General features: G+C 71.9%; 10 protein-coding genes and 1 tRNA gene. 3 read left to right on the plus strand and 8 right to left on the minus strand.

Annotated features, from left to right (window positions below; genetic code table 11):
* Window positions 1-72: transfer RNA gene (locus tag EHO50_RS17530), tRNA-Ser, on the minus strand.
* 141 nt (window positions 73-213) lie between these two features.
* On the opposite strand from EHO50_RS17530, the gene EHO50_RS17535 reads away from it, so the two are divergent.
* Entirely contained in the window at window positions 214-1707 is a 1494-nt protein-coding gene (locus EHO50_RS17535; RefSeq protein ID WP_181449641.1) for a glycoside hydrolase family 3 N-terminal domain-containing protein, read from the plus strand.
* Between the two features lie 25 nt (window positions 1708-1732).
* Here EHO50_RS17535 and EHO50_RS17540 read toward each other — a convergent pair whose 3' ends face one another.
* The gene (locus EHO50_RS17540) at window positions 1733-2953 is read right to left on the minus strand and encodes a glycoside hydrolase 5 family protein (RefSeq protein WP_246101226.1); all 1221 of its coding nucleotides are present in this window, start codon (window positions 2951-2953) and stop codon (window positions 1733-1735) included.
* Window positions 2954-3070: 117 nt separating this feature from the next.
* Here EHO50_RS17540 and EHO50_RS17545 point away from each other — a divergent pair, with 117 nt between their 5' ends.
* Window positions 3071-4114, plus strand: a complete 1044-nt coding sequence (locus tag EHO50_RS17545; RefSeq protein WP_246101205.1) for an N-acetylglucosamine kinase — start codon at window positions 3071-3073, stop codon at window positions 4112-4114.
* A complete protein-coding gene (locus tag EHO50_RS17550; protein WP_128431080.1) occupies window positions 4111-6372 on the plus strand; it encodes a glycoside hydrolase family 3 N-terminal domain-containing protein in 2262 nt (753 codons plus the stop codon). The genes EHO50_RS17545 and EHO50_RS17550 overlap by 4 nt, the downstream gene beginning before the upstream one ends.
* On the opposite strand, the gene EHO50_RS17555 is transcribed toward EHO50_RS17550, so the two are convergent.
* The 6 genes from EHO50_RS17555 to EHO50_RS17580 all read right to left on the minus strand — a co-directional run bounded on the left by EHO50_RS17555 (window position 6362) and on the right by EHO50_RS17580 (window position 15688).
* Window positions 6362-7246 carry a carbohydrate ABC transporter permease gene (locus EHO50_RS17555; RefSeq protein WP_128431081.1) on the minus strand — a complete coding sequence of 295 codons (885 nt, stop codon included), beginning with the start codon at window positions 7244-7246 and terminating at the stop codon, window positions 6362-6364. The two genes, EHO50_RS17550 and EHO50_RS17555, sit on opposite strands and share 11 nt — an antisense overlap.
* On the minus strand, window positions 7243-8283 hold the full coding sequence (locus EHO50_RS17560) for a carbohydrate ABC transporter permease (protein ID WP_246101206.1): 1041 nt from the start codon (window positions 8281-8283) through the stop codon (window positions 7243-7245). The genes EHO50_RS17555 and EHO50_RS17560 overlap by 4 nt, the downstream gene beginning before the upstream one ends.
* 2 nt (window positions 8284-8285) lie before the next feature.
* On the minus strand, window positions 8286-9656 hold the full coding sequence (locus tag EHO50_RS17565) for an extracellular solute-binding protein (protein WP_181449642.1): 1371 nt from the start codon (window positions 9654-9656) through the stop codon (window positions 8286-8288).
* 137 nt (window positions 9657-9793) lie between these two features.
* Window positions 9794-10453 carry a peptidyl-prolyl cis-trans isomerase gene (locus EHO50_RS17570; RefSeq protein ID WP_128431082.1) on the minus strand — a complete coding sequence of 220 codons (660 nt, stop codon included), beginning with the start codon at window positions 10451-10453 and terminating at the stop codon, window positions 9794-9796.
* Window positions 10450-14691: a glycoside hydrolase family 38 N-terminal domain-containing protein gene (locus EHO50_RS17575; protein ID WP_128431083.1), complete on the minus strand. Its 4242-nt coding sequence runs from the start codon at window positions 14689-14691 to the stop codon at window positions 10450-10452. Before EHO50_RS17575 ends, EHO50_RS17570 begins: the two co-directional genes overlap by 4 nt.
* A gap of 112 nt (window positions 14692-14803) precedes the next feature.
* The gene (locus EHO50_RS17580) at window positions 14804-15688 is read right to left on the minus strand and encodes a MurR/RpiR family transcriptional regulator (protein WP_128431084.1); all 885 of its coding nucleotides are present in this window, start codon (window positions 15686-15688) and stop codon (window positions 14804-14806) included.
* Between the last annotated feature and the right edge of the window lie 69 nt (window positions 15689-15757).

Here is a 15757-nt window from a genome sequence, read left to right on the forward strand (position 1 = left end):
CCGGCGTGGCAGGTTCCGCCCCTGCGCCCTCCGGGTCTCAAGCCCGGTGCTCTGCTACTGAGCTACACGCCGATGGAGGCCGAGGTTAGACGCCGGTGTGATCACCGTTCAACCGCATTTCCGCGGGCCCCGAGAAGGCGGCCGAGGGCGAGGGTGAATCGGTCAGCCATCAGACGGTTGACTTTCGGCTGGTCGAGCCAGAGCATTGCCGGGGTGAGCCACTTCGAGTACATATCGTCCAGGTCGAGCGCACTCCCCGCCGACCTGGACGAAGCCGCCCACCGCTGCCTCGTCGCCGGGTTCGACGGGGCCACGAGCGTGCCGGACACGCTCAAGGAGCTCATCGACCGCGGCCTCGGCGGGGTCATCCTCTTCACCCGCAACATCCGCGACGCTCAGCAGGTGCGCCGCCTCACGGACGAGCTGCGGGCCATCCGCCCGGACCTCCTCGTCGCCATCGACAACGAGGGCGGCGGCATCGGCCACCTCGTGAGCGCCGGCGCCCCGGACGTCCCCGGCTCCTACGCCCTGGGCGTCGCCGACGACCCGAACCTCACCGCCCGCTGCGCCGACGCGCTGGCCGGGCATCTGGCCGGCCTCGGCATCACCGCCTCCTACGCCCCCGTGGCCGACCTCCAGCACCGGCCGGACAACCCGATCGTGCGCACCCGCTCCTTCGGCGCCGACCCCGAGCTCGCCGCCCGCCATCTGCACGCCTGGATCACCGCCACCGAGGCGCGCCGCATAGCGTCCTGCGCCAAGCACTTCCCCGGCCACGGCGGCACCGTCACCGACAGCCACCACGGGATGGCGGTCGACCCGAGGCCGTACGACGAACTGAGCGCCGACCTCGAACCGTTCCGCGCGGCCGTCGCCGCGGGCGTGCCGATGCTGATGAGCGCCCATGTCGTCTTCCCGGCGCTGGACCCCAACCGCCCCGCCACGCTCAGCCGTCGCATCCTGGGCGACCTGCTCCGCCACGACCTCGGCTTCGACGGCGTCCTCGTCAGCGACGCGCTGGAGATGAAGGCGATCTCCGACGCGTACGGCGAGGCGGCCGGCGCGCGCATCGCGCTGGCGGCGGGCGCGGACCAGGTCATCGTCGCCGTGGGCGACCTGGGTGTCACCCTGGACTGCCGGGACGCGGTGCTGGAGGCGCTGCGCAGCGGCGTGCTGGCCCAGGAGCGCATCGAGGAGGCCGCGGGGCGGGTACGGCGGCTCGCCGCGCGCTATGCGACCCCGCCCCTGGAGGTGGCCGGCTGGGACGCGGAGGCCGGTCTCGTGGCCGCGCGCCGAGCCGTACGTCGCCGGGGCGTACCGCCTGCCGTACGCGGGGCCCATGTCGTCGACCTCTTCCCGTCGCCGCACCCCGCGCTCAACTGGGGCGGCGAGGACCTGCTGACCGAGGTCCGCGCCGTCGACCCCACGGCCACCGGCACCTCGGTCACCGGCGAACCGGCGGACCCGGCCGAGCTCGCCGACGGGACGCTGCGCTGCTGCGGGGAGACGCCCCTGGTCGTCGCCACGTGCGACGCCGGACTGCATCCTTGGCAACTGCGCTTGCGCGACGCCCTGTTGGCCCGACGGCCGGACGCGGTACGGGTGGACACGGGGCTGCCGGAGGGCGGCGACCTGTGCTCGTACGGCCGAGGGCGCGCGAACCTGCGGGCGGTCGCCGAGGTGCTGGCGGGCGTCACCGACGACTGAGGCGCGCCCGCCCGTCACAGGTCGCTCAGGACGGCCGTACGACCTCCTTGATCCCCCGCGCCGCCAGGTACTCCGTGTCCTGGGCCCGCGCGGCCAGGACCACCGCCGGGGAGACGCCTTCCGTCCGCATCCGCATCCACGCCTCGAAGTACGCACCGCCCGGACCGGACACCGACCGAGTGCCCGGCGTGCAGTCCAGGACCAGGGCGGTGTCGCGTGGCTGCGCGGGGTGGCGGTCCCGGCGCAGTTCGGCGATGGTCTCGGCGAACGCCTCGGCGATCGGCTTCGGGCGGCCCGTCGAGTCGAACAGGCCGAGGGTGTACTCCAGTTCCGGGAAGTCGGCCAGGGACCGGTCCACGTCGTGGGAGCACCACCAGGTCACCCCCCACAGTCCCGCGCACTCCGCCGCGTTCCGTACGGTCGCGCGCGCGAACTCGGGGGCGTCGGCGGCCGGGATGTGCGGCTCGGGCGCGCCCGTCTCCTGGACCCAGACGGGACGTGCGGGGTCGATGGCGTACGCCTTGGCCAGCTCGGTGCCGTACTCGGCGAGGTGCCGCACCTGCGGCGAGCGGGGGCCGTAGCGGCGGGCGCAGTCGCCGGAGAACACCCAGGGGTGGACGGTGGTCAGGTCGCCCTTGCGGGCGGAGGCCTCGGGGGTGAAGGGGTGGTCGTCGCCGTACCAGGCGGCGTCGTACGCGGAGTGCGTGACCAGGCCGCCGCTCGCGCCGAGTCCGTCCCGGGCGGCGGCCAGCAGGGTGTCGAGGTAGTGGTCGACCTCGTCCGCCGTCACCGGGTTGTGCTCGACCAGGTTGTTGAGCTCGTTGCCGAGCTGGAGGCCGATGAGGTTCGGGCGGCCGGTGAGTGCGCGGCCGAGGGTGCGCAGGAGGGTGGCCTGGGCCTCGATGGCCTCCGGGTCCGTGAACACGTTGCGGTGGTGCCAGCTGCGGGTCCATTCCGGGTAGAAGTCGAAGCTCGACAGATGGCCCTGGATGCCGTCCACCATGACGTCCAGACCGGCCTCGCCGGCCAGGTCCACGAGGTGCGCCAGCTGGTCCACGGCGGCGGTGCGGACGAGGGTGCGGTTCGGCTGGAGCAGCGGCCACAGGTGGAAGACACGGACGTGGTCGAGGCCCAGGCCCGCTATCCGGTCGAGGTCGGCACGCGCGCGTGCCGGGTCGAAGTCGTGCCAGGAGTGGAACCAGCCGTGGCGGGGCGTGTAGTTGACGCCGAAGCGGAGCGTGTGGATGGGATCCTCCTCGGGTCCGGTCTCGTCCGAGCCTGGCTCTTGCGCTTGCGCTTGCCAGGGCTCGGCTCTTGCTCGTCGCGAATGTATCAACCACCATGGTCGCCAATGAATAGTGATTTGAACCCAACTTCGGCATCCGCGCCAACCTCGCCGACCTCGGCGTACGTCGTCGGCCTGGACGCCGGAGGCACCCGCACCCGCGCCGTCCTGGCACCCCTGCGCGCCGGCGATGCCGAGGGCGAGGGCGGGGGAGAGGGAGTCGGTGGGCCGGGCAACGCCCTGACCGTCCCCGGCGCCCAGCTCACCGAGCACCTCGTCGAGGCCCTCGCACACGCCGTGCCCGAAGGGCTGCACAGCCGTGTCGTGGCCGTGGCAGGCGGGTTCGCGGGCGCCTCGCGGACCGCCCCGGACGAGCCGGGCCGGGTCAAGGCGCACGCCGCGCTCACCGTCGCGCTGAGCCGGCTGGGCATAGACGCCGCCTCGGTCGAGATCCACAGCGACATCGAGGCGGCGTTCGCCTCCGCGCCCGGCAACCCGGCCGACGGCCTCGCCCTGGTGGCCGGCACCGGCGCGGTCGCGGCGCGCATCACCGCACGCGCGTGCACCACGACCGCCGGCGGCGACGGCTGGCTGCTCGGCGACGACGGCAGCGGCTTCTGGATCGGGCGCGAGGCGGCACGGGTGGTCCTGCGCATGGCCGACGGGCGGGGCGGGCCCACAGCGCTGGCCGCGTCGGTCGGCCGGACGCTGGGGGTGCCGGAGGACGTCCTGCCTGGGGAGGTTTCGGGACCGTACGACGAAGGTTCCTGGACGCGGGCCCGGCGCGAGGCCTACCGCATGCACCTGCTCCCGGCCGTCATGGCCGAGCCGCCCGTCCACCTCGCCCGCCTCGCGCCCCTGGTGACCGAGGCTGCCCGGGGCGCGGACGCCGTCGCCACCGGAATCCTCGAGGCGGCAGCCGACCACCTCACCGCCACCCTCCGTGCCCTCGAGCCGCGCCCCGGCGAGCGGGTCGTCGCGACCGGCGGTCTGCTCGGCCCGGACGGACCACTGACCACACCGCTCACCGCCCGGCTGGACCCCCTCGGACTGGCCCTCGACTGGGTGGCCGACGGCTCCCAGGGCGCCGTAGCTCTCGCCCGCCTGGGGTACGAGGGATGAGCGGCCTCGCCGCGCAGCGGCACCGCGCCGGCCCCCCGGCCACCCCGCTCTACCGCGACCCCACCGCCCCCGTGTCCGCCCGAGTCCGCGACCTGCTCTCCCGTATGACCCTGCGCGAGAAGGTCGGCCAGCTCAACCAGCGGATGTACGGCTGGAACGCCTACCGCCGCACCCCGGACGGCGGCTTCGAACTCACCGAGGCCCTGTACGCCGAGACCGACCGCTTCGAGGGACTCGGCGCCCTTTACGGCCTCCAGCGCGCGGACGCCTGGTCCGGCGTCGACCACACCAACGGGCCCGGTGCCGAGGACGGCGCGGCCCTCGCCGACCTGGTGCAGCGGCATGTCGTCGAGCGCAGCCGGCTCGGCATACCGGCACTGTTCGTCGAGGAGGTACCGCACGGGCTCATGGCCCTCGACGGCACGGTCCTCCCGGTGAATCTGGCCGTCGGCGCCACCTGGGACCCCGAGCTGTACGCGCGGGCGGCCGCCCATGCCGCCGCCGAACTGCGGGCTCGCGGCGGGCATGTCGCCCTGGTCTCGGCACTCGACATCGCCCGCGACCCGCGCTGGGGACGTACGGAGGAGTGCTTCGGCGAGGACCCGTACCTCGCCGCCCGCTTCACGGAGGCCGTCGTACGCGGCATGCAGGGCGCGCCCGCCGAGTTCTTCGCCGCCGACAAGGCCCCCGTCGTCCTCAAGCACTTCGCCGGACAGGGCGCCACCGTCGGCGGCCGCAACTCCGCCGAGTCCGACCTGGGCCTGCGGGAACTGCACGAGATCCACCTCCCCGCCGCCCGCGCCGGCATCCGCGCGGGGGCCGCCGCCGTCATGGCCGCCTACAACGAGGTCGACGGGACGCCCTGCTCCGGCAACCGGGCCCTGCTCACCGAACTGCTCCGGGATCGCTGGGGCTTCGAGGGGCTCGTCATGGCCGACGGTCTCGCCGTGGACCGGCTGGCCCGCATCACCGGCGACAAGGTCTCCGCGGGTGCCCTCGCGCTCAATGCCGGTGTCGATCTGAGCCTCTGGGACGAGGGCTTCACCCACCTGGAGGAGGCTGTCGAGCGAGGGCTGGTCGCCGAGGAGGTCCTCGACGCCGCCGTAGCCCGCGTCCTGCGGCTGAAGTTCCGGCTGGGACTGTTCGACCGGCAGGGCGCGGAGAGCAAGCCCTTCCCGGCCCAGGGCAGGGAGCTCAGCACCGCCCTGGCCCGGGCCACGGTCACTCTCCTGCACAACGACGGCACCCTGCCCCTACCGGCGACCGCCTCCCGTATCGCCGTCCTCGGACCCCAGTCGGCCACCGTCGCCCACCAACTGGGCGACTACACCGCCCCGCAACGCCCGGGCACGGGCACGGGCACCAGCGTCCTTGACGCTCTGCGCACACTCGCCCCACCCGGCGTCGACATCCGCCACGCCCCCGGTTGCGCCCTCACCGGCGACGACCTGTCCGGCATTCCCGAGGCAGTGGCCGCGGCCGCCGCGTCCGACCTGGCCGTGCTGGTGCTGGGCGGCAGCAGCGCGCGTACGCCCGACACGGAGTTCGACGCCAACGGGGCCGCACGGACCGCCGTCTCGCACATGACCTGCGGTGAGGGCGCCGACCTGGCCGGACTGCGGCTGGGCGCCGCACAGTACGCGCTCCTGGACGCCGTGGTCGCGACGGGTACGCCGACGGCGGTCGTACTCGTCCAGGGCCGCCCGCATGTCCTGCCGAACACGGCCGGTGCCCTGCTCACCGCCTGGTACCCGGGGCCGTGGGGCGGCACGGCGATCGCCGAGGTGCTGCTCGGGCTCACCGAGCCCGTCGGCCGGCTGTCGGTTTCCGTGCCGCGCTCAGCGGCCCAACTCCCCGTCTACTACAACCACAAGGACACCGAGTACGGCGGCTACGTGGAGGAGAGCGCCGAGCCGCTGCACTCCTTCGGGCACGGGCTGTCGTACACGAGCTTCTCCTACGGCCCGCCGAGCCTGTCCGGTCGCAGCGTCACGGTCGAGGTCACCAACACCGGGGAGCGGCACGGGCGTACGGTCGTGCAGGTCTATCTGCGGCGTCTGATCACGTCCGTCTGGCCGCGCACCCTCGAACTGTGCGCGTTCGAGGGTGTCGACCTCGCGCCGGGGGAGCGCCGTGCGGTGACCCTCCGCCTCGATGCCGAGCAGCTCGGCAGGGACGGCACCGTGGAGGTCCGGGTCGCGGAGTCCTCCCGGGCCGCGCTCGACGCCGTACCCCTCGTGCTGGACCTCAGAGCTTGACGGCTCCCGACGAGACCCCCTTGTAGAACCACCGCTGCGTGATCACGAAGAGCACCAGCACCGGAACAACCGAGATCACCGACCCCGCCATCACCAGCCGCTGGTCGTACCCGAACGACGACGTCTGCAGCCGGGCCAGACCCAGCGTCAGCGTGAAGTGCTCCTCGGAGCGCAGCACGATCAGCGGCCACAGGAAGTCGTCCCAGGCGCTGATGAAGGTGTTGATGGTGACGACCAGGATCGCGCCGTACGCGGAGGGCAGGTACAGGTAGCGGAACCGCTTCCACTCGCCCGCCCCGTCCAGCATCGCCGCGTCCTCGATCTCGCGCGGGACGGACAGGAACGCCGCCCGCATGATGAGGACGTTGATGGCGGCGACGAAGCCGGGCAGCCAGACGCCGACGAGGTTGTCGACCAGGCCCATGTCCCGGACGCTGAGGAACAGCGACACCATGATCGACTCGAAGGGGAACATCATGGACGCCATCAGCAGTACCCAGACCAGCCCCCGGCCCTTCCAGGCGGGCTTGGAGAGCATGTAGCCGGCCATGGTGGAGAAGGCGAGCTGGCTGGCGATCGAGATGACCGCGACGAACAGGCTGTTCCTGATGTACGTCCACACCGGGACCTGGTCGAAGACCTGCTCGTAGGCGCGCAGCGTCGGGTGGTGCGGGATCAGGGAGGCGCCCGCGCCGAAGACGTCCTCGCCCGCGCCCTTGAGTGACGACAGCACCTGCCAGATCAGCGGGCCGACGGTGATGAACAGGACGAAGACCAACAGCACGTAGCGCAGGACGAGTTCGCGGGGGCGGCCGTAGTCGCGCCAGCGGGGCGTCAGGCGGCGGCGCTTCACCGGGACAGGCGCGGTCGTCATGCCTCGTCCTCCTTCGTCAGGCGCTGTGCGAGCAGCGTGAGGCCCAGGGTCAGTGCGAACAGGGCGACGCTGACCGCCGCGCCGTAACCGGCGTTGCCGGTGAGCGGGTCGAGGCCGACGTCCCGGATGTAGAAGGGGAGCGTGCGGTCGGCGCCGCCGGGGCCGCCGGTGGCGCCGCCGAGCATGTAGATCTCGGTGAAGACGCGCAGCGAGCCGATGCCGGTGAGGGTGCCGACCAGCATCATCGAGGTGCGGACGCCGGGCACGGTGACGTGCCAGAAGCGGCGTACCGCGCCGGCGCCGTCGACGGCGGCCGCCTCGTGCAGTTCCTTGGGGACGTTCCCGAGCGCGGCCAGGTAGAAGATCATGTACCAGCCGAGGCCCTTCCACAGCGTCAGGCCCATCGCCGACAGCAGGATCAGCCAGGAGTCGGACAGGAAGGGGATGGCGTCCCGGATGATGTGCGCCTTCTGCAGCCAGGTGTTGACCAGGCCCTGGTCGCTGAGCAGCCACTGCCAGCTCAGGCCCACGACCACACTGGAGGCGAGGACGGGCGTGTAGAAGGCGGAGCGGAAGAAGCCGATGCCCGGGAGGTTCTTCTCGACCAGGATGGCGAGCAGCAGCGGCAGCAGCACCATCAGCGGGACCACGATCAGCGCGTACAGCAGGCTGTTGCGGGTGGCCAGCCAGAAGTCGGAGTCGGAGAGCATCCGCCGGTAGTTGTCCAGGCCGACCAGGTTGTACGCGCCGCCCAGCGGCTTGGCGTCGGTGAAGGACACCAGGATCGTGTTGAGGAACGGGAACACCCCGAACACCGTCGTGCCGACGATCGCCGGGAGCATCCACAGCCAGGGCAGCCACCAGCGGCGGTAGAGCGCCGCGCCCCCCGCGTCCGCCGTCGGGCCCGGGGTCACGGAGCGCAGGACGCGGCGCAGCAGCCCTGGCGGGGCGGGCGCGGGGGAGGCGCCGGGGCGCGGGGCGCCCGCCCCCGGGGGAGCGGGGACGGGCGCCTTGTCCAGTGCGGTGCGCTGATCCATCGTCAGCTGCCCTGCTCGATCAGCTCGTTGGCCTTGGACTGGGCTTCCTTGAGGGCGTCCGCGGCGCTCTTCTTGCCCTGCATGGCCAGCTGGATCTGGGCCGAGATGGCGTTCAACTCGCCCGGCGTCAGGGCGATCTCGTCGGCCGTCGCGGTCTGCCGGTCACCGGCGACGATCTTGCGGGCCTCGGCGAACGGGTCGGTGCCCTCGACCTTCTGGAAGAACGGGTCCTTCAGCGACTCGGTGGTCGACGGGAAGATGACGACGTTCGGGTCCTTCGCCCACTCCAACTGGTTCTTCGCGTTGGTCAGGAACTGCGCGAAGGCGAGCGCGGTCACCGCGTTCTTGCTGGTGGACGCGGTGCCTATGTACTGCGGGGCACCGACCGTGTGGCCGAGGTCGTCCAGCATGTAGCGGGCGACGCCCGTCTTCTTGTAGATGGACGGGTTGTTCTGCTGGATGAAGCGCAGGAAGTTGGGGTTGGTCGAGCCGTAGACCAGCTTGCCCTGCCCGTACACGTTGGACGGGTCCTGGTTGGAGGAGAGCGAGTCCCTCGGCATCGCGCCGGCCTTGTAGAGCTCGGTCATCCCCTCCACCCACTGCGCGGTCCTCGGGTCGTCGGCGAAGGTGAACTTCTTGCCGTCGTCCGACAGGACCTTGATGCCCATCTGCTGCCAGTCGGCCGGGATGCGCAGGGAGGGGTTGGCGAGGAAGGCGTAGTACTTGCCGTCCGACGCCTCGGCGATCTTCTTGGCGTCGTCGAACAGACCGAGGACGGTCGTCGGAGGTTTGGCCGGGTCCAGGCCCGCCTTCTTCAGCAGGTCGGTGTTGAAGGTCTGCACGATGCCGCCGGAGTACCAGGGCAGCACGCTGTGCACCTTGCTGCCGTCGGCCTGGGCGTAGGTGCTCGACTTCCACATCGACTCGGTGAACGGCTTGCCCGCGTCCGGGGCCTTGTCGTCGAGGTTCAGCAGATAGCCGTTCTTCGTCAGCGCCACCGCCGTGTTGACGTTGATGTTGACCACGTCCGGCAGCGTGCAGCCCTGTGCGTCGGCGACCAGGCGCTGGGTGAACGTGGAGTCGCCGGGGTCGTCGATCCACTTGACCTTCGTGCCCGGGTGCTCCTTCTCGAAGGCGGCGATGACGCCGTTGAAGTAGTCGCCGAAGTCTTTCTTGAGGTTGGTCGTCTGGAAGGTGATGTCGCCCTTGACGTCCCCGGAGAGCGCGCCGGACCCGACGTTCGCCTTGTCGACCTTGCAGCCGCCGGCCGTGGCCTCGCCGTCGTCGGAGCCGCCGGAGAGACCGCAGCCGGCGGCCGCGAGTGCCAGGGCGAGGAAACATGCCAGGGATCCGGGAAGTCTGCTTGCGCGCATGGGTGCCCTCCTGCGGCCGACCGGGGAGACGGCTCGATTTCGCTGGTTCAAATCACCAACTCGGACTCTGATTGATGAAAAGATGGACCAGGATTCATCGGAGGTCAATGGGTTGCCGTGTTGCTTTTACGTTCCGGTCAGTGCCGGTGCTCGTGGTCCGGGTGGGACGGGTCGCCCGGGTGCTCGTGGCCCGGGGCGTACTCCACGCCGGTGCGCGCTTGGTCCAGCCAGGCGAAGAACGCGTACCGGGCTGCCGCCTGGCGCAGGTCGTGCTCAATGCCCTCGCGGGCCCGTTCGTACGGTAGGAAGTCCGCCGGGGTGGCCGATGTGCCGTAGGGGTCGACGCCGTGCCTGAGTGCCTCAGGGGTGAGGTAGCGGTCCCGGTTGCGCTCGTAGTAGTCCCGTACGGCCTCCTCGGGGATGTGCTGCTCGCTCTCCAGGGTGGTGAGGAGGAGGCGCGCGGCCGGGGAGTGGGACAGTGCCGCAGCGACGATGCTGCCCAGGTCGGCGACGTCGGCTTCGGCGACGGTGAGCATGGCCTCCGGCGATACGGTTGCCTGGATTGCCCAGCCGCGCTCCGCGCAGGTTCGTCGCGCCAACTCGTCGATGACCACGACTTGGGTGGCCCATCGTCGACGTTGCCGTTCCGCCCTGGCCAAGCGGTCCTTGGCGAGTGCCGGGACGGGCCGTCGTGTGTCTGCGGGTTCGTGGGCCAAGAAGGCGTCCACCCGTTCCCTCCGGACCGGTTCGCCGTCAATGCGTGCCGCGTACTCCGGGACGTCGTGCTGTCCTGTCACGGAGTCACCTCCAGCTCCACCGCCGCCGTGTACGCCACGCAGCCGTGCCAGCCCACCTTCGCCATCAGCCAGTACGAACCTGGGGGCACCGCTCCGCCGTCCACCTCGATCGCGCACTCCAGCTGCTCCCCGCCCGGCACGGTGAAGCCCTGGCAGCCGGGGGTCACGGCCGCCCAGGTTCCCCAGGACGAGACGGCCCAGAGCGTGCCGCTGACCGGGCCTCGGGTCGGGTTGTGCAGGGTCACGGGGACCCGGGCCCGTTCGCCGCGGCGTACGCTGATCCGTTCAACTCCCAGCCGAGTCATGAGCGTTGGGCCCATATGCCCGTCCGCGACATCCAGCGCCACCACGTCCTCGTACGTCTGCCCGCCGTACGCCAGCCGGGCGGCGAGCCAGTGCCGTCCCGGCTCGGGGTCGGGCGGCGCGGTCACCGTGACCTCCGCGACCGTGAAGCCGCCGGGCCCCAGCGCGTAGGGCAGTTCGGCCGGTTCGACGGACCAGCCGGGCGGGACGTGCAGGCTCACCGTGCCCGACACCGGCGCGTCGGTCAGCTCCGAGCTCACCCGGACCGTCGCCGTGAGCGGGCCGTCGGCGACGGTCAGCGTGGTCGGTGAGAGGTACACCGCGACCGGCATGTTGCCGCGTGGGGCGGGGCCGGAGTTGTGGAGCCAGTAACGGGTGGGGATGGGCTGGGCGGGCTCGTGCGCGGCCACGCCGGGGTCCGGTCGGGTCTCCGCGTCCGCCGTGGCGAGGACGGTGGCCACCTCGAAGCCGGTCAGGTCGAGGTCGAGTGCCCCCTGATCATCGGGTGTCAGTGGGTCCCCGGGCCTTTCCAGTACGTCAGCCCGCGCACCCTCCGTCCACTGCCGAGGCCCGCGCACCCGCGCCCGCACCGGCCGCCCGTTCACCTCATGCACCCGTACGACGACCCCGCGCCCCGGATCAGCCGCCGCCACACTGCCCCGCGCGAGCGGCGACCCGGCCGCCTTGAGCGCGTCGAGCAGCACTTCCCCGGCCGGCTCGAGCCCCAACAGCACGGCCTTCCTGGGCAGTACGGCATCCTCGGCCGCCGTTCGCCGCAACCGTGCCGTCAGCGGATGGTTGAAGGCGTGCCCGGCCTGCGGCAGCCGCAGCTCCCGCCAGTCGCCCGCGCCCGCGACCACGGCGTACTCGAAGGTGTGGGACCAGCGCTGGAGCTGGAACGCGGACCCGTCGGGCGCGGTGCGCCGGGGCGGGTCGACCCAGATGCCGGAGGGCCAGCCCGTGCAGGAGCGCATCAGGGACATGTAGAGGTCGCCGGAGGAGGTCACTACGCATCCGGGCGTTCCCCGGTTCAGGACGGCGAAGCTGCGCTGGTCCCACGCGTCCCCCGGCGGCAGGGCCTCCCCGCCACCCGCCGCCGTGACGTGTACGACCGCGTCGTCCAGGTCGGCGATCAGCGCGTCGACGGCCTTGGCGTCGTCCTCGGGCCGGGTGCCCGCCACCACGAGCAGCGGCAGCCGCTCCAGGTCGCGCAGGTCGGCGCCGGGCACCCACTCCTCCCGCAGCGAGGCGCGCGGCGCGACCCAGACGGCGGCCACCCCTCGTTCGGCGAGCTGTCGGCGCAGTTCGCGTCCTGCCGCCGGGTCCCAGCCGAGGGCCTCGGCGACCACGGAGTTGCGCTCGGGGGCGCCCACCGCGATGCGGATGTCGGGCAGGTTGGAGTCGACCTCCAGGTCGCCGTAGCGCGGGCCCCCGGCGATCGTCGAGGTCGCCGTCACGCCCACGCGCACCAGGGCCGCCGCGAGCGCACTGCCCAGCTCACCGGCGTCCTCCCAGGACGCGTACACCAACTCGGCGACACCGATGGACCGTTCGCCCAGGCGCCTGCCGGAGCCGTCCGCGACCGCGACCCGCGCCGTGGACCCCAGACCGAACCACGTGTTGGCCGGGTTGTCCAGCGTCCACGGGAACCGCTCGCTGTCCACCTCCACGAACCCGAACCCGCGCCCGATCACCGCGTCGGCCACCTCGTGCACCGGCAGCCCGCCCCGCACATCGGACGGCCAGCGGACCCGGATGAGCCGGTCGGCGCCGTCGTAGCCGTCGAGGGTGGTCGTGAGGTCGAGGCGGTCGACTCCCTTCCACAGGGTCAGTCGCTGCGTGTAGCGGAACAGGCCGAGGTCGGCGCGGACGGTGATGCGGGAACCGGCGGGGGAGTGCTCGACATCGATGTCGGCCCGCACGTCCCGGCTGCGGGCGGCCGTCGTGCCGGTCGGCGTGAGGTGCCATGGGCCCTCGCCGAAGCGCGGGTGCCGCGAGTACTCCTCCTGGACCACGAGTTCGTTGCCGATGTCGCCGGGGCGCAGGAGTTCCCGGCCGCCCTCCGCCAGTGCCCGCAGACTGCTGACGGTGCCGCCGCGCGCGGGGTCGACCGTCACCTCGTAGAACTCGTTGCGGATGGTGACGCCCTCGCCGGGCGCCCACTCGGGGACGGTCCCCTCGGCGAGCGGGAGCGCCTTGAGGCCCATGCCCGGCACCTCCGGAACGACGACGCGGAGTTCGCCGTCCTCCCGTACCGCGGGCAGCGGCAGCCCTGTGTCGTTCAGCGGGACGAGCCCCGCGTCCTCGACCGCCAGCACGTCCCGCCGCTGCCAGGTCGCCGCGTTGAACACCACCAGGTCAGGTGCGCCGCCCGGCAGTTGGGCGACCCTGCTCGCCAACGCGTCGGTCGCGTCGGCGTGCACGGTCTCGGCGAGGTCGTACAACTCCCGCCAGCCGGTGAGCAGGTCGATGTAGACCTGGTCGGACTCCGAGCCGGTGATGGCGTCGTGATGGGCGCCGTAGATCAGCTGACGCCAGGCCTTGTCGAGCGCCGCGTCCGGATACGGGTGCCCTGTCACCTGGGAGGCGAGCGTCGCCCAGGCCTCCGCGTCGGCGAGCAGTGTCTCGCCGTACCGCTGGGCCTGCTTGGTGTCGATGTAGGAGACGTCCTTGCCGGTGTAGATCGGGTTCATGTCCCGCGTCTGCGGGGAGGCCTTGCGGCCCTCCGCCTCCAGCTCCGCGCGCACGGCCGTGAAGAAGTCCCTCGGGATCCCGCTGATGAAGCGCGGCCAGACGTACCGGGCGTTCCAGTCCCGGTGGATGTCCATCACCCAGCGGCACGGCGGCGCGTAGTCACCGCCGACGGGAAGGAGGACGTTGCGGGTGAGCGCCACCTTCTTCAGGCCCCTGAACAGCTTCAAGGCGGCCTGCTCGGCCTCCGGCAGGGTCGGCGCGTTGTCGATCGCCCAGCCGGCGCCGTAGTGGTTGACCATGTACGCGGTGAGGATGCCGCGCCCCGAGGGGGCGATCCAGTCGAACTCCGCCGGGAACTGCATCCGCTGCGGATCCCGCGGCTCCTCGCCGAAGACGGAGAGGGTGGGCCCCCACTGGTGGAAGGGCCCACGCGCCCACGAACTGGAGCTCACCCCCGCGTCCGCCATCAGCCCCGGGAACTGCGGATCGTGCCCGAACGCGTCCAGCTGCCAGGCCGTCTGAGGGGACGCCCCGATGATCCCGCGCTGGAAGCCGTCGCCGTACAGGGCGTTGCGTACGGTCGCCTCGGCGCCGGTGAGGTTGGTGTTCGGCTCGTTGTAGGTGCCGCCCATGATCTCGACGCGGCCGGTGCGGATCAGCTGGCGCAGGAAGGCGCGCTCCTCCGGGAAGGCGTCCCAGTAGGGCTTGAGGTAGTCGACCTCGGCGAGTACGAAGGTGTACGCCTGGTCGCGCCGCGCCAGATCGCTGTGGGCCCGCACCAGGCTCATGCCGGACTGGCCGCGTGAGTCGAAGGTGCGGGCGGGCAGGCCGGTGCCGGCGGGGTCGTCGGCGACGTCCCAGGTCTCGGTGTAGGCGCCCTGGGTGTTCCACCAGACCGGGTCGTAGTGAAAGTGGCTGACCATGAACATGGTCCAGCCGGGTTCGGCGGCCGTGAACTCGGCCGTCCGCTCCGCCGTCTGGTCCGGGTCGTCGGCGTCCTCGGCCGTGACCCTGACGTGCGTACGGTCGCCGGGGGTGAGGTCGGTCGTCACCGGTATCTCGGCGCGCACGGTGCCGTCGTCCCCCGCGGTCGCCTCGGCGGTGCCGTGGACACCCGGCCCCTCGACGGTGAGCCGGACCGCCCGGCCGGGGACATGTCCGATCTCGGCGGCCACCACCTGGTGCGGCTGGTCCTCGGTACCGACGAAAAGTTCGGTCGACTCGACAGAGATGACGCGCATGGGGCTCCTACGAGTGCTCGTGGGGAGCCCCATCCTGGCATTGAGGGGATGATTCAAACAACCATCTTCATGTTTCCAAGGTGGTTGAGTCATACATGGTCGGCGGTCGGGCTCAGCGAGTCCGGCGGTTCTTCACCGCGTGCTGCGGGGTGATGTGGTCCGTCAGGGCGAGCGAGGCGCTGGCGCGCTGGTAGGAGACCTGGCCGACGCGGACGTAGAGGCAGTCGACGATCATCAGGACGGAGTGCCGGCCGCCGATGCTGCCGGTGCGGAAGCTGGTCTCCGAGGTGGCCGAGATGAGCCGGATGTCGGCGGCCTTGGCCAGCGGTGAACGCGGGTCGGTGGTGATGGCGATGGTGGTGGCGCCCCGCTCCTTGGCCATCTCGAACGGTTCGAGGGTCTCGCGCGTGGCGCCGGAGTGGGAGATGCCTATGGCCACGTCGGCGGGGGTGAGCAGGGCCGCCGAGGTGGCAGCGCCGTGCACCTCGGTCCAGCCGCGGACCTGGCAGCCGATACGGAACAGCCGGGTCTCCGTCTCCTGCGCCACCGCGCCGCTGCCGCCGACGCCGTAGACGTCGATACGGCGGGCGCGGGCCAGGGCCTGGGCCGCGCGTTCCAGTGCGTCGAGGTCGATCCGCTCGATGGTCTGCTGGATGGCGCGCAGGTCCGCGCTGCCGACGACCTGCACGACCCGTTCGAGGCTGTCGTCGGGGGAGATGTCGGGTCCGATCTCGGCGGTGCCCCAGTCGGAGACCTCGCCGCGGCCGCGCTCCTGGGCCAGCTCGATCAGCAGATGCTGGTAGGAGTCGAGGCCGATGGCCCGGCAGAAGCGGGTCACCGTCGCCTGGGAGGTGCCGGTGCGGCGACCCAGCTCGGCGGCCGAGCAGTGGGTGACGGCGGCCGGATCCTCCAGGATCAGCTCGCCGACCTTCCGCAGGGAGCCGGCCAGCCGGGGCAGCTCGGTACGGATCAGTGTGGTGACGTCCGTCGGGGGCATGGGAAGAAGGTACCAGCCACCGTTTGCTCCGCAGTATGAATACCAGGACCGAGGAGGCGGGCTCGCCAC

This window comes from Streptomyces cyaneus (assembly GCF_004028635.1).
Classification (GTDB): domain Bacteria; phylum Actinomycetota; class Actinomycetes; order Streptomycetales; family Streptomycetaceae; genus Streptomyces; species Streptomyces cyaneus.